The organism is Micromonospora sp. NPDC093277 (assembly GCF_044765245.1).
Classification (GTDB): domain Bacteria; phylum Actinomycetota; class Actinomycetes; order Mycobacteriales; family Micromonosporaceae; genus Micromonospora.
This window is the reverse complement of the sequence record NZ_JBIWJO010000002.1, coordinates 35,036-49,632: the sequence shown is the minus strand read 5'-3', so window position 1 is coordinate 49,632 and position 14,597 is coordinate 35,036. Positions and strand designations below refer to the sequence as shown.

9 protein-coding genes are annotated in these 14,597 nt (G+C 72.9%); 2 read left to right on the top strand and 7 right to left on the bottom strand.

The window, feature by feature from the left end; genetic code table 11:
* Nucleotides 1-60: 60 nt before the first annotated feature.
* The 5 genes from ACIRG9_RS04935 to ACIRG9_RS04915 form a co-directional block, all read right to left on the bottom strand.
* Nucleotides 61-1,683 carry an ABC transporter permease gene (locus tag ACIRG9_RS04935; protein ID WP_402850340.1) on the bottom strand — a complete coding sequence of 541 codons (1,623 nt, stop codon included), beginning with the start codon at nucleotides 1,681-1,683 and terminating at the stop codon, nucleotides 61-63.
* On the bottom strand, nucleotides 1,680-2,597 hold the full coding sequence (locus ACIRG9_RS04930; RefSeq protein WP_402850337.1) for an ATP-binding cassette domain-containing protein: 918 nt from the start codon (nucleotides 2,595-2,597) through the stop codon (nucleotides 1,680-1,682). The genes ACIRG9_RS04935 and ACIRG9_RS04930 overlap by 4 nt, the downstream gene beginning before the upstream one ends.
* Nucleotides 2,598-2,661: 64 nt before the next feature.
* Nucleotides 2,662-4,182, bottom strand: a complete 1,521-nt coding sequence (locus ACIRG9_RS04925) for a GMC family oxidoreductase (RefSeq protein ID WP_402850334.1) — start codon at nucleotides 4,180-4,182, stop codon at nucleotides 2,662-2,664.
* A gap of 55 nt (nucleotides 4,183-4,237) precedes the next feature.
* Nucleotides 4,238-7,633, bottom strand: a complete 3,396-nt coding sequence (locus ACIRG9_RS04920) for an amino acid adenylation domain-containing protein (RefSeq protein WP_402850331.1) — start codon at nucleotides 7,631-7,633, stop codon at nucleotides 4,238-4,240.
* 103 nt (nucleotides 7,634-7,736) lie between these two features.
* Complete coding sequence (locus ACIRG9_RS04915; protein ID WP_402850328.1) at nucleotides 7,737-8,942, bottom strand: NAD(P)/FAD-dependent oxidoreductase; 1,206 nt, start codon at nucleotides 8,940-8,942, stop codon at nucleotides 7,737-7,739.
* A 300-nt stretch (nucleotides 8,943-9,242) separates the two neighbouring features.
* On the opposite strand from ACIRG9_RS04915, the gene ACIRG9_RS04910 reads away from it, so the two are divergent.
* Together ACIRG9_RS04910 and ACIRG9_RS04905 are read left to right on the top strand one after the other, a co-directional pair.
* On the top strand, nucleotides 9,243-10,160 hold the full coding sequence (locus ACIRG9_RS04910) for a helix-turn-helix domain-containing protein (RefSeq protein ID WP_402850325.1): 918 nt from the start codon (nucleotides 9,243-9,245) through the stop codon (nucleotides 10,158-10,160).
* Between the two features lie 293 nt (nucleotides 10,161-10,453).
* Nucleotides 10,454-11,371, top strand: a complete 918-nt coding sequence (locus ACIRG9_RS04905) for a hypothetical protein (protein ID WP_402850322.1) — start codon at nucleotides 10,454-10,456, stop codon at nucleotides 11,369-11,371.
* A 140-nt stretch (nucleotides 11,372-11,511) separates the two neighbouring features.
* Here ACIRG9_RS04905 and ACIRG9_RS04900 read toward each other — a convergent pair whose 3' ends face one another.
* On the bottom strand, nucleotides 11,512-13,899 hold the full coding sequence (locus ACIRG9_RS04900) for an ATP-binding cassette domain-containing protein (RefSeq protein WP_402850320.1): 2,388 nt from the start codon (nucleotides 13,897-13,899) through the stop codon (nucleotides 11,512-11,514).
* Nucleotides 13,900-14,105: 206 nt separating this feature from the next.
* Nucleotides 14,106-14,450 (bottom strand): VOC family protein, encoded by a 345-nt coding sequence (locus ACIRG9_RS04895; RefSeq protein WP_402850317.1) that lies wholly within the window; start codon nucleotides 14,448-14,450, stop codon nucleotides 14,106-14,108.
* Nucleotides 14,451-14,597 lie beyond the last annotated feature (147 nt).

Genomic DNA, 14,597 nt, shown 5'->3' with positions numbered 1-14,597 from the left:
ACGGGGCCGTGGCCGACCTCGGGGGAGTCGGCCACGGCCCCATCGGGGGGTGAGCAGGGTTCAGGCGGTGTCCAGGTCCCGCCGCCGGAAGGTGGCCAGACCGGCCGCTCCCAACAGCAGCACCAGCGCTCCCAGCCAGACCAGCGGCATCGCGGTCACGTCGCCACCGGGCAGCCGGGGCAGGTGGGTGAACGGGGAGACGTCCATCACCCACTGGTTCAGATCGAGCACCGGGCCGAGCTGGGCGATCAGCAGGATCGCACCGACGAAGATCCAGGCGACCAGCGTGGCCCCGGGCAGCAGCCCGAACAGGGCCCCGGCCAGCGCGGCGGGGAGCAACGCGGCGGGTAGCTGCACCAGCGACGCGCCGAGGATCCGGGGCAGCTCGCCGCCCACGTCCCCGGACCGCGCCCCGTGCACCAGCCCGACCACCAGGCCGGCGGTGAGCAGCAGCACCACCACGCCGACCACGGCCACCAGCAGGTGGCTGAGCGCGTACCGGGTCCGGGTCACTGCGGCGGCCAGCACCGGCTCCGCCCGCAGCCCGGACTCCTCCGAACGCAGCCGCAGCACCGCCGAGACCGCGTACGCGGCGGCGGCCAGGCCGAGGATCCGCAGCACCCAGACCAGGTAGCTGTCGACCAGCACGTCGGCGCCGCCGAGCTGGCGGATCGCCTTGGCCGCGGTGTCGTTGTTGCCGACCATGTCGGTGATGTCGTGGGCCAGCGAGCCGAGCACGGCGGCGCCGACCGCCACGCCGGCAGTCCAGGAGATCAGGCCGCTGCGCTGCAGCCGCCAGGCCAGGGCGAGCGGGGTGGCCAGCCCGGGCCGGGCGTCCGGCGGGCCGAGCCGCGCCGCCAGCAGGCCCGCGCCGATGTCCCGCCGCTGGCTCAGCATCACCGCGACGCCGGTGAGCACCGCGCCGGTCACCACGGCCAGCCCCAACACCCACCAGCGCTCCCCGGCGTACGGCCGGAGCTGGTAGAACCAGCCGGTGGGGGAGACCCAGGCGAGCAGTCGGGTGCCCCCGGTGCCGTCGTTCGCCACCGACGCGGAGTCCGCGATGCCGCGCAGCAGGAAGGTGGCGCCGAAGATGGCCAGCGCGATGCCGTTGGCGGTGCGGGCGGCCTCCACCAGCTGGGCGCTCACCGCCGCGACGGCGGCGAAGACCCAGCCGACCATGGTGACGCCCAGCCCGTACGCCAGCGAACCGGCGCCGGACAGCCCGGCCCCCATCAGGCCGGCCGCGCTGCCGAGCCCGATCAGCAGGTCGGCGACGCCGACCACGAGCAGGGCGGCGGCCAGCCGGGAGTGCCGGCCGACGGCGGCGGCGGTGACCAGCTCCGCCCGGCCGCTCTCCTCCTCGGTACGGGTGTAGCGGACGACCAGCATGAGGCTGGTGATCGCGACCAGCAGCAGCACCCAGACCGCGCTCTCCTTGACCACGATCCCGCCGAGGCCGTCGACGCCGAAGCTCGGACCGCTGAAGACCGCGGCCGCCGGGTTGCTGCCCACGCCCTCGGCGTACTCGCGCTGCTTCTCCGCGCTGGCGTACACGTCGGCGAGCGACCCGGCCGGGCCGGCGGCGAGGCTGATCGCGAGGAGGATCCACACCGGCAGGCCGATCCGGTCCCGGCGCAGGGCGAGCCGGGCGAGGCGCCAGGTGCCTACCAGCTCACTCATCGGGCACCGACCTTCTCACCGCTCTGGTGCGGGCCGACGTCGTAGTGGCGCAGGAACAGCTCCTCCAGCGTGGGCGGCTGGCTGACCAGCTCGCGCGCCTCGCGCTCGCCGAGGCGGCGCAGCACCTCCGGCAGCGAGTCCGGGTCGACCTGCAGGCTGATCCGGTCACCGTCGACGGTGACGTTGTGCGTGCCGGGCAGCTCGCCCAGCCCGCCGGCCGGGCGGCCCAGCCGGGCGTGGATCGTGGTGCGGGTGAGGTGACGCAGGTCGCTCAGCGAGCCGGTCTCCACGATCCGCCCGGAGCGGATGATGCTGACCCGGTCGCAGAGCTTCTCCACCTCGCCGAGGATGTGGCTGGCCAGCAGCACGGTGCGGCCCTGCTTGCGGACCTCGCTCACGCACTGGGTGAACACCTCGGACATCAGCGGGTCCAGGCCCGAGGTCGGCTCGTCCAGGACGAACAGTTCCACGTCCGAGGCGAACGCCGCCACCAGGGCGACCTTCTGCCGGTTGCCCTTCGAGTAGGCCCGGCCCTTCTTGCGCGGATCGAGCTGGAAGTGGTCGAGCAGCTCGGCCTTGCGCCGCGGGTCCAGCCCGCCGCGCAGCCGCCCGAGCAGGTCGATGGTCTCCCCGCCGGAGAGCCGCGGCCAGAGGCTCACGTCGCCCGGCACGTAGGCCAGCCGTCGGTGCAGTTGCGTGATGTCCCGCCAGGGGTCGCCGCCGAGCAGCCGGACCGTGCCGGCGTCGGCGCGCAGCAGCCCGAGCAGGACTCGGATCGTGGTCGTCTTGCCCGCGCCGTTGGGACCCAGGAAACCGTGCACCTCACCGGTGCGCACGGACAGGTCGATGCCGTCCAGCGCCACCGTCTTGCCGAATCGTTTGACCAGGCCCTGGGCCTGGAACGCGTCACTCATGCGGCGAGGTTCGCAACCGTTGCTGGCAGACGACGCACAGATCGCTGTCACCCCGTCGCCGGGCTCAGCACATCCAGTCGGCCGCCCGTTCGCCGAGCATCACGCAGGTCAGGTTGGGGGTGGCCCGGGGAACCGCCGGCAGTACCGAGGCGTCCACCACCCGCAGTCCGTCGACCCCGTGCACGCGCAGGAACTGGTCGACCACCGCCCCCGGATCGTCGGCCGGCCCCATCCGGGCGGTGCCGGTCGGGTGCCACGACGGTGCCGTGAAGGTGCGTACCGCCCGGCGCAGCAGCGGCTCCTCCGCCACCATCCGGTCGGTCCAGAGCAGCACCCGGTCCAGCAGGCCGCGCATCGCCGGCGCCCGCAGCAGCGACCAGACCAGCCGGGCGCCGGTCATCAGCCGCTGCTCGTCGCGGGGTTCCCGGGCCAGGTTGAGCCGGATCTCCGGCGGGGTGTCCGGGGCCGCGTCGCGCAGGTGGACGCTGCCCCGTGAGTCGCTGCTCATCAGCATCACCGCCACCGACACCCCCGGCCGCCCGCGCAGCATCGGGCCGAGGGTGGGCACGTCCTCCGGCGCGACGTTGCAGTTGAGGAAGACCATCAGGTCCGGGTCGACACCGTCGCTCGTCGCCCGGGCCACCATCGAGTGCCAGGGGTCGCCGGTTCGGCACAGCCCGGCCTGCGGCACCGCCCAGACGCCGAGCAGTGGGTGGTCGCTGAGGTTCGCGCCGACTCCGGGCAGGTCGACCCAGGGTCGGATGCCGAGCGCGGTCAACCGGTCGGCCGGCCCGATGCCGGAGCGTTGCAGCAGCAGCGGGCTGTTCACCGCGCCCGCGCACACCGTCACCCGGTCGGCCTCGACCCGTACCGGCCGGCCGTCCCGGCGTACCTCGACGCCGATGACCCGGGACCCGTCGCCGAGCAGCCGCAGCGCGGTCGTGTCCGGCCAGACGGTCAGGTTCGGCCGGCCCCGCGCGGCGGCCAGGTACGTCTCGGCGGTGTCCATCCGGCGGCCGTGCCGGGAGTTCGTCGGCAGCGGCCCCACGCCAGGGGTCGGCGTGCCGTTCAGGTCCGCCACCGGTGGCAGGCCCTGTCCCCGGCAGGCGTCGACGAAGGCGTCGCTGATCGGCGTGGTGGCGGCCAGCCGGCGGATCGGGACCGGCCCCCGGTCGCCGTGGTCCGGACCGGTCACGTCGTGGTCGGTCTCCAGTCGGAGGAAGTACGGCAGCACCTTCCACCAGGCCCACTCCGGGTTGCCGGCGGCCGCCCACTCGTCGAAGTCGGCCGGAATGCCGCGCAACGCGATCGCGCCGTTCACCGCCGACGAGCCGCCGACCACCCGGCCCACCCGGTACGGGACGGGCCGCTCCCCGTCCGCGGTCTGGTAGTCCCAGTTCAGCCCCGCCAGCGTCGGCCGGCCGAGCTGTTCCGGGCCGCTCTCTGTTCCGGTCCGCTCGGGTCCCGCCTCGACCAGCAGCACCCGCCGCCCGGGCTGTTCGGAGAGGCGGCTGGCGAGGGTTGCGCCGGCCGATCCGGCGCCCACCACCACGTCGTCCCAGCCGCTGTGCGGCTCGCCGGTCACACCGACCCCCTGGTTCGTGTCCGGGGGGCTCGCCCGGCCTTCGCACGTCCCGCGTTCACTGCCGCTCCCGGAGCATGCTCCGCACCGTCTCGGCCAGTTCGGCCACGGTCGGGCTGTCGAAGAGCATCGGCAGGCCCTCGTCGGCGTCCGGCTCGATGCCGAACTCCTCGCGCAGCCGGCCCAGGATGCGTACCGCGTGCAGTGAGTCGGCGCCCAGCTCGAAGAAGTTCTCGTCCACCCCGAAGTCGTCGCGACCCAGCGTCTCGCGCCAGATCTCGTGGACGGTCCGCTCCACCTCGTCGGCGGGCAGCCGATGCCCCGCCGGGGACAGCGACTCCCAGGGCGACGGCAGGGCCGCCCGGTCCACCTTGCCGTTCGCGCTCAGCGGTATCCGGTCCAGCACCGGGTAGTGGTGCGGAACCATGTAGTCGGGCAGCACCTGGGCCAGCCCCGCGCGCAGTGCCTCGGCGGCCGGCGGCGTGGCCGGGTCGGCCGGCACCACGTACCCGACGAGCTGGCGGCGGCCGGTGCCCGGGTTCGTGTCCACCACGGTCACCGCCTCGGTCACCCCCGGCTGCCGGCTCAGTGTCGCGGTGATCTCACCCAGCTCGATCCGGAAGCCGTTCAGTTTCACCTGGTCGTCGTTGCGGCCGAGGAACTCGATGGTGCCGTCCGGCAGATATCGGCCGAGGTCGCCGGTGCGGTAGAGGCGTTCGCCGGTCACCGGGTGCCACACGAAACGTTCCTCGGTGCGTACCGGGTCGGCCCAGTAGCCCAGCGCCACGCCCACCCCGCCGATGTAGAGCTCGCCGGGGGTCCACACCGGGCAGGGCGCCAGCCCGTCGTTGTAGACGTGCATGGTCTGATTCGCCATCGGGCGCCCGTAGGGGATGCTCGTCCAGTCCGTGCCGACCACCCCGATCGGATGGTGCACCGACCAGATCGACGCCTCCGTGGCACCGCCCAGGCTGTGCACCGCGGCCCGGGCGTGGCGGGCCCGCACCGCGTCCGGCAGCCGCACCGGGATCCAGTCGCCGCTGAGCAGCACCACCCGCAGCGGCGAGTCCGCCGGGTCGGCGAACGCGGCCGGCGCGTCCGTCCAGGCCTGCATGAGCGCGGGCACCGAGTTCCACACCGACACCCGGTGCCGGCGTACCAACTCGCTCCAGTGCTCCGGGTCGGCGGCCCGCCCGGGCGCGGGCAGCACGATCGCGGCCCCCGCGGCGAGCGCCCCGAACGCGTCGTAGACCGACAGGTCGAAGCTCAACGCCGACAACGCCAGCACCCGGTCCGCCGGGGTGACGCCGAAGCGGGCGTTCACGTCCTGCACCGTGTTCGCCGCGGCCCGGTGGTCGATCATCACGCCCTTCGGCCGGCCGGTGGAGCCGGAGGTGAAGATGACGTACGCCAGGTCGCCCGGGGCCGGGCCCGGCCCCACGCCGGCCGGATCGGCCGCCCGCACCTCGGGATCGTCGAGGGTGACCAGGCGCAGCCCGGCCGGCCAGTCCAGCTCGTCGCGCAGTCGTGGGGTGGTGACCACGATCCGCACCCGACCCTGCTCGATCAGGTCGGCGCGGCGGGCGGCCGGCCAGGCCGGCTCGATCGGCAGGTACGCGGCGCCGGCGCGGGTCACCCCCAGCACGGCGGGCACCTGGGCGGCGCAGCGGTCCGTCACCACCGCCACCAGCTCGCCGGTGCTCGCGCCGAGGTCGCGCAGCCGGACCGCCAGCCGGCGGGCCCGGTCGACCACCTCACCGTGGCTGAGTTCGCCGTCCGCCGCGATCACCGCGACCGCGCCGGGCTGCGCGGCCGCGCGCTCCTCGACCAGCTCGCACAGGGTACGCGCGGGAAGCTCCGCGACCGTGTCGTTGACCCGCCGCCGCTGCTCCAGCTGGTGCGCCGGCAACGGCACCGGGGCGTCCACCGCCGCCCAGCTCGTCTCGTCCTCGGCGAGCCGGCGCAGCAGGGCCTGGTAGCTGCCGAACATGTCGTCGAGCAGACCGGCCGGGAAGAGCGCCTCCACCGCGTCCCAGTCCAGGCACAGGTCGCCGCTCTCCTCGGTCACCTGGTGGTCCAGCCAGACCTGGGGGGTCTGGCTGATGCCGTAGCCGAACTCGCCGAAGAAGCGGGAGTCCGGCGGCCGGTTCTCCCGGTCGCCCAGCACCAGGGCGCTGGTGAAGACCACCGGCATCGCGGCGCCCGGCCCGCCGCCGAGCCGCCGGGACCGTTCCCGCAGCACCCGTACCCCGCTGAAGGCGGAGTGTTCGAGGTCCCGGACGAGCTGGAGGTTGAGCCGGCGGGCCCGGTCGGCGAACGACTCGCCCGGTTCGGCGCTGGCGGCGAGCAGGGTGACCGAGGTGAAGTCGCCGATCACGTCGCCGATCTGCGGGTGCAGGGGCCGCCGGTTGAACAGGCTGAGGTTGAGGGTGAAGTCGGCCTGCCGCGACCAGGCGCGCAGGATCTCCGCGTACGCCGACATGACGGCGACCGACGGGGTGACCCCGTACCGCTGGGCGGTGCGCTTGAGCGCGTCCCAGAGCGGGCGGGGCAGCCGGGCGCTGCGCCGGACGAACTCCACGGGTGCCGCCCCCGGGGCGCCGGCCCCCGCCCCGGCGCGCAGCGGCAGGGCCGGCGCGGGCGGCAGGCTGTCCACCCGGTCCCGCCAGTACGCCTCGGCGGCGCGGTACTCGCGACCGTCCCGGGCCGCCTCCTCGGCCAGCACGTAGTCCCGGTAGGACAGTGCCAGCGGCTCGGGCGTCCAGTCCGGTTCGGTGTAGAACCGCCGCCAGTCCCCGAACAGCAGTTGCAGGCTGAACGCGTCCATGATGAGCACGTTGATGCTGATGTGCAGCCGGACCCGCCGCTCGTCGAGGAGCGAGGCGCGGATGTCGAACAGCGGCCAGTGCTCCGGCGGCAGCAGTTGGTGCCCCATCTCGGCCCGGGTCTTGGTCAGCGCGGCCCGGCGTTCGTAGTCGGGGAAGGCGCGCAGGTCGGCGACCGGCAGGTCGTACGGCGGCACGTCGGCCAGGATCCGCTGCCGCCCGTCCGGGTCGACCACCGCGCGCAGCATGTCGTGCCGGTCGATCACCTTGTGCAGGCTCGCCGCCAGCCGGGTCGGGTCGAGGTCGAGCCCGTCCAGCTCGAAGTAGTAGTGCGTGGCGACGCCGCCGAGTTGCAGCGCCGGGTTGCGCCCCACCCAGTAGGCGTGCTGGATGTCGGTCAGCGGGAACGGTTCGTACCGCTGCTCCGGGCGGGGCAGGATCTCCGGCGGCGACTCCCCGTCGGTCATCCGGCGGAGCAACGCGATCAGCGCGTCCCGGTGTTCCCGCAACTCCTCCCGCAGTTGCGGGGTGAGCGCGCCGGCGGCGGCCCGGACGTCCAGCCGGTCGTCGACGAGGCGCAGCCGTACGCCGCGCCGGTGCAGTTCGGACAGTAGGTCGGGCGCCGTCATGATCTCTCCTGCCGGGTGTCGGGGGCCGGGGTGCTCACCCGGCGGGGTCGGTCGGGGGCGGGGGGAGGGGCGCCGGCGGCGACACCCGGGCGGTGCCGTCCGGTCATCCGGCCGCCCGGGCACCGACTGGGGTGCCCAGGGCCGCGGCCACCCCGTCGACGAACTCCGTCCAGCTGTACATGCCGGCGATGAAGCCGAAGAAGCGGTCCATCTGCTCCTGGTGTCCTTCGATCGACCGGAGCACGTCGAGCAGTTCGTCGGTCGGGCGCAACCGCGCCGCCTGCAGGTTGAAGTGGTACAACGGCAGCGACTCCCGGTCGCGCTGCACCGTGTAGTCGATCAGCGCCCGGTCCACCGGCCGCTCGCCGGCCAGCGCCGGATGCAGGTGCTCGGTCAGCAGCGCGGCGTGCCCGATGGCGTCGCTGATCCCCATGGCCCCGATCGAGTCCTTGTGGTAGCCGGCGTCGCCGACCAGGGCCCAGCCCGGCCCGCTGCCACGACGGAAGAAGTTCGGCAGCCGGCCGGTGCCGACGAAGCGCTCCTCGCGCCGGCCGGCCCGGACCCGTTCCAGCACGCTCGGCGCCGCGAGGGCCAGGGAGCGGAAGTACGACCCCTCGATGTCCTTGCGGACCTCGTCGAACTCCTCGCGCGGCGCCTGCACGACGACCATCACCAGGTCGTTGTTGGTCGGCACCGCCCCGACCAGCCGCCGGTGGTCGACGAAGACCTCGTAGTCGGCGGTGAACCCGCTCCAGTAGGTGTAGTAGACGCAGCACAGCGAGGGCACCGCCTCGTACTTCGGTGCCTGCACCTTCTTGGCCACCACCGAGTCCAGCCCGTCCGCGCCGATCACCACCCGGGCCCGCTCGGTGAACTCGCCGTGCGGCCCCCGGGCCCGGATCCCGACCACCCGGTCGCCGTCCCAGAGCAGGTCGGTGACGGTGCACTCCTCGCGCAGCTCGGCGCCGGCCGCCTCGGCCGCCCGGACCAGCAGGGTGTCGAGGACGAACCGGCGCGGCCCGAAGCCGGCTCGGGCGGCGCCGATGGCCGGCGCGCAGCCGGTGACCGGAACCCCGGCGAGCTGCCACCGGGACACCCGCAGCGGCGGGCAGTTGCTCTCTCGCAGCGCGTCAAGCAGGCCCCACCCGGCCAGCCTGGAGATGGTCGGCGGGTGCACGTAGTGGGTGGACATCGTGTCGCTGGGAAAGCTCGCCCGGTCCAGCAGCAACACGCGGTGGCCGGCGCGTGCCAGCAGCATCGCGGTGGTGGCACCGGCGCAGCGCGCACCGACGACGATCGCGTCGTACATGCGGACTCCTCAGAAGTGCCCAGCAGGTGTCACCATGGTGCGACGCTCGGTGCTGACGGGGCTATACGGAAAGCGTAAAGATATTTACGACACATCAATTTCCGGGGTGTGTTTCCGGGGTACCGGGACACCGCCGTCACGCAGGGGTGAAAGAACCCCTACGGCCCGCGTGTACGCCCCTTATCGCGGCGGCCGAGCAGTTCGGATTCCCCCTATCGGCGCGTACTCGATTGACCGTCCAAATAGCGCGTGCATATTGTCCACTGTCGGTGCATCCAATATGTTCCGGGGGTTGGACTGATGGGGCGACCAACCCGGGGGCGGTCGTTCGCCATTTCACCGGAGGACCGGGAGCTCCTCGTCCGGCTCTCCCGGGGTCACCGTCGTGGCGGCGAGCCGCTGCGGGCCGCCATCGTGCTGGCCGCGGACGCCGGCCTGTCGGACGCGGAGACGGCCCGCCGGCTGGCCACCACCCGGCCCACCGTGGCGACCTGGCTGCGCCGCTACACCGAGGAGGGCGTGCCGGGCCTGCGGGACCGGGTACGCCCCGGCCGCCGGCCACGGGTACAGGAGGCCGACGTGGTGCTGCGTACGCTGACCGCCGTCCCGCCCACCGGCGACACCTGGTCCAGTCGGGCCCTCGGCGTCGACCTCGGCCTGTCCAACGGCACGGTGGCCCGGATCTGGCGGCGGTGGGGGCTGCGCCCGGCCGAACCGGCCGCGTTCCGCCTGCCCGGCCTGCCCGACCTGGCGCTGGCCGACGCGCAACTCGTCGGGCTGCACTGCGACTACCGGGACTGCCTGCTCGTGCTCACCGCAGGGGATGCCGGCGGCGGCGCGGCCGACGGTAGTGACGGTGCGGCCGGCGGCGGTACGGACCGGCCGCCGCCCACCGGCGGAGCGGGTGACCTGCCGTCGGGATCGCCGTCGGCCCTGGCCGACTTCCTCGCGATGGTCACCGAGCGCCGGCCCGGCGCACGCCTGCACGTGCTCGTCGCCGGAGCGGAGACGGTGCGACGCGCGGCCGTACGCGCCTGGGCGGCCCGGGACGGCCACCTGGTCCGGGTCGCCCCGCCGGAGCCGACCTGGACCGAGTTGGCGGCCGTGGCGGCCGGACTCACCGCACCGGCCGGCGGGCGAGCCGCCGCCGACCTGGGCGGCGCGCTGGTCACCGCGCTGCACACGGCCTGGCGGACGGCCTGGTTCCGTGACCTGTGAGGCGAGCCGCTCCGATCGGACCTCCGGCAGTCGCTTGTGGGCGTCGCGGATCCGCACCGCATGTTCGAGGGGGTGGCCGGCGTGGATCCCAGGGGCGGCCGGATCTGGGCCGAGATCGGCAGGGCGCGCCCACGTTTCCAGCCGGGATTCCACGATGCCGATTAGGTTGCAGTGGAGAATGCGACAGCTGTGGGGCACTCGCGAGGGCGGCAGGGGGCCGGTGCGGATGGCATCCTGATTCTCAGCACGGCCGGGAAGCGGCCGTCGCGATCCAAGAAATCGGGGGATTTCGCATGCGCATCAGACTGTCCACTGTGCTGGTCGGCGTGCTCGGCCTGGCCGGCGCGCTCGCGCTCGTCGCGCCGCCCGCCCAGGCCGCGCCGAGCAGGTCGACCGCCACCGTCGCCGACCAGTTGATCCTCGAACCGACCGACCGTGGATACCGCGGTTCGCTCCGGGTCGACCTGACCTACCGGGGCACCGAGCCGGGCCGGGCCACCTACGTGATCACCGAACCGATCGCCGGCTCCTACCAGAACGCGGAATGGGGGGTCAGCTGCTACAGCGGCGGCGAGCTGCTGCCGGACGGTCGCACCAGGGTCGAGTGCGATGTCCCGGGTGGCGCGCTGGCCCCGGGGGAGCAGCGCATCTTCACGATCGACTTCCAGGTGCTGACCAACGTCCGACCGTACGCCATGAAGGCCGGGAAGGGCGAGGTCGCCGTCAAGGTCGGTGGCACCCTCGTCACCGACAAGAAGTTCGCCACCAAGTTCCGCTCCACCACCGGTACGCTCGCCAACCCGCGGCCGTACGTGCAGGACACGCAGCCGGACGTCGCGGTGACCGTCGCCGGGGACCTCACGATGGTCCGGCAGCCGGACGGCTGGTTCGAGGGCCGGCTCCCGGTGACCGTCAGCTACCACAGCGACGCCCCGCACCTGTGGGTGTCGATCTCGGGCCGAAACCTGCCCCCGAGCTTCGGCTGGCCGTGGTCGCAGGAGTGCGGCCACGAGTGCGTGCCGGGTGCGCCGCTCATGCAGGGCGAGGCGCGAACGTTCGACCTGTACTTCTCCGCTCCTTCGGACACCCCGCTCGGTGACCTGGGCGAAGTCGGCGTCGAGGTGACGGCCTGGCAGCGGAGCCAGCACCCGGACGCCAACCCGGCCGACAACGTCGCCACCTTCTCCCTCATCGTCGCCGAGGCGGCCTGACGATCCACGACGAACACCACGACGGCCGCCACGACCGAGGTGCCCAGGCACCCGGTCGGGGCGGCCGCCGGCCGTCCGAGGCGGTGATGGGTGACGATGCCGGCGAGCGCGTGGATCCGTGCGATGCCGGCGAGCCTCGGTCAGCTGGTGCTGACGTAGGCCGCCAGGTGCTCGCCGGTGAGGGTCGAGCGGGCGGCGACGAGGTCGGCGGGCGTGCCCTCGAAGACGATCCGGCCGCCGTCGTGGCCGGCGCCGGGACCGAGATCGATGATCCAGTCGGCGTGCGCCATGACCGCCTGGTGGTGCTCGATGACGATGACCGACTTGCCGGCGTCGACCAGCCGGTCGAGGAGCCCGAGCAGGTGCTCGACGTCGGCGAGGTGCAGGCCGGTGGTCGGCTCGTCGAGCACGTACACGCCGCCCTTCTCCCCCATGTGGGTCGCCAGCTTGAGTCGCTGCCGCTCGCCGCCGGAGAGCGTGGTGAGCGGCTGGCCGAGGGTGAGATATCCAAGGCCGACATCGGCGAGCCGACTGATGATGGCGTGCGCGGCCGGGATGCGCGCCTCGCCCGCCGCGAAGAACTCCTCGGCCTCGGTCACCGGCATGGCCAGCACCTCGCTGATGTCCCTGCCGCCGAGCTTGTACTTCAGCACCTCGGCCTGGAATCGCTTCCCCTCGCACTCCTCGCAGGTGACGGCCACGCCGGCCATCATCGCCAGGTCGGTGTAGATGACGCCGGCACCGTTGCAGTTCGGGCAGGCACCCTCGGAGTTGGCGCTGAACAGCGCCGGCTTCACGCCGTTGGCCTTCGCGAACGCCTTGCGGATCGGTTCGAGCAGCCCGGTGTACGTCGCCGGGTTGCTGCGCCGCGAACCGCGGATCGGTGCCTGGTCGACCGCCACCACGCCGTCCCGCCCGGACACCGAGCCGTGGATCAGCGAGCTCTTGCCCGACCCGGCGACGCCGGTGACCACCACGAGCACGCCGAGCGGGATGTCGACGTCGACGCCCTGAAGGTTGTGCGCGTCGGCGCCGCGCACCTGCAGCGCCCCGGCCGCCTTCCGCACCGACGGCTTCACCGAGATCCGGTCGTCCAGGTGCCGCCCGGTGAGGGTGTCGCTCTTCCGTAGTCCCTCGACGGTGCCCTCGAACACCACCTCGCCGCCCTCGGTGCCGGCGCGTGGGCCGAGGTCGACGACGTGGTCCGCGATCGCGATCGCCTCCGGTTTGTGCTCCACGACGAGCACGGTGTTGCCCTTGTCGCGCAGTTGCAGCAGCAGGTTGTTCATCCGCTGGATGTCGTGCGGGTGCAGGCCGATGGTCGGCTCGTCGAAGACGTAGGTGACGTCGGTGAGCGACGATCCGAGGTGGCGGATCATCTTGGTGCGCTGGGCCTCACCACCGGAGAGGGTGCCGGACGGCCGGTCGAGGCTCAGGTAGCCGAGCCCGATCTCGACGAAGGAGTCGAGCGTGTCGCGCAGCGATTCGACCAACGGCGCGACCGACGGTTCGTCGAGGCCACGAACCCATTCGGCCAGATCGCTGATCTGCATCGCACACGCGTCGGCGATGCTGATCCCCGCGATCTTCGAAGACCGGGCCATCTCGTTCAGCCGGGTGCCGCCGCAGTCGGGGCAGGTGGTGAAGGTGACCGCACGCTCCACGAAGGCCCGGATGTGCGGCTGCATCGCCTCCTTGTCCTTCGACAGCATCGACTTCTGCACCCGGGGGATCAGCCCCTCGTAGGTCATGTTGATGCCGGCGATCTTCATCCGGGTCGGCTCGCGGTAAAGGAAGTCGTTCAGTTCCCGCTTCGTGTACCTGCCGATCGGCTTGTCCGGGTCCACGAAGCCCGACTCGCTGTAGAGCCGGTAGTTCCACCCGCCCGGCTTGTAGCCGGGGATCATGAGCGCGTCCTCGTTGAGCGACTTGCTCGCGTCGTACAGTTGGGTCAGGTCGATGTCGGTGACCGAACCGCGGCCCTCGCAGCGCGGACACATGCCGCCGAGGATGCTGAACGAGCGCCGCTCCTTCATCGTCTGGCCCCCGCGCTCGATGGTGACCGCGCCGGCGCCACTGATCGAGGCGACGTTGAAGGAGAACGCCTGCGGTGAGCCGATGTGCGGCTGCCCGAGCCGGCTGAACAGGATGCGCAGCATCGCGTTGGCGTCGGTGGCGGTGCCGACCGTGGAGCGCGGGTCGGAACCCATCCGCTCCTGGTTGACGATGATCGCGGTCGTCAGCCCGTCGAGCACGTCGACGTCGGGCCGCGCCAACGTCGGCATGAACCCCTGCACGAAGGCGCTGTACGTCTCGTTGATCATCCGCTGCGACTCCGCGGCGATCGTGTCGAACACCAGCGAACTCTTGCCCGAGCCGGACACGCCGGTGAACACCGTCAGCCGGCGCTTCGGGATCTCGATGCTGACGTCCTTGAGATTGTTCTCGCGCGCGCCGTGCACGCGGATCAGATCATGGCTGTCGGCAACGTGGGGCGCGGGCGACCGCCGCTCCGTCCTCGTGGCCATGCTCATCGTTTCTCCATCTGTCAGGCGGGGGCCGCCGTCGGGGTCTCCGTCGGGCGTCGCCTGCCGCGATTTGAGCGGCTTCGCCCGGTACGTCTGGTTGTCTCCGTCGGCGTCGTCGCGGCAACGGTACGCGGTCCGGCTGGCTGGCGGCCGGGGTGACACACCCGGCCCGGCCACTGGCCGGCCGGGCCGTCGCCAAAGCCGGCTCAGGGTGTCTGCCGCAGCCCGAAGCCGTTGCCGTCGGCATCCCGGACGGTGGCGATCAGCATGCCGCCGCCGACGTCCCGGACCTCGCCCTGCAGCGTGCCGCCCGCCTCGGTCACCGCCTCGATGGTGGCGGCGATGTCGGCGACCTCCCAGTAGCCGACCGCCCCGGTCATGCCCTGCCGGTGCCCGTTCGGGTCGAGGCCGAGCTCCTGGTCGCCGACCCGGAACCCGACGTAGTACGCCTCGTCGGTGTACGGCGGCACACCCAGCAGCGCCCCGTACACCGCCTTCGCCTGGCCGAGGTCCCGCACCGGGAAGATCACGGTCTTGAGTTCTGGTGTCACAGTTGACCCCCCACGCTCGTCGTGCCACGCCGGCCCGAGCAGGCCGCGTGACCGGTGATGTCCACGGCGATCAGGCTATTTGCGGCTCCGTGACCTGCGCTTCTTGATTCCTGATCGAAAGCGGGGCTGCTGCCGTCGCCGGCAGCA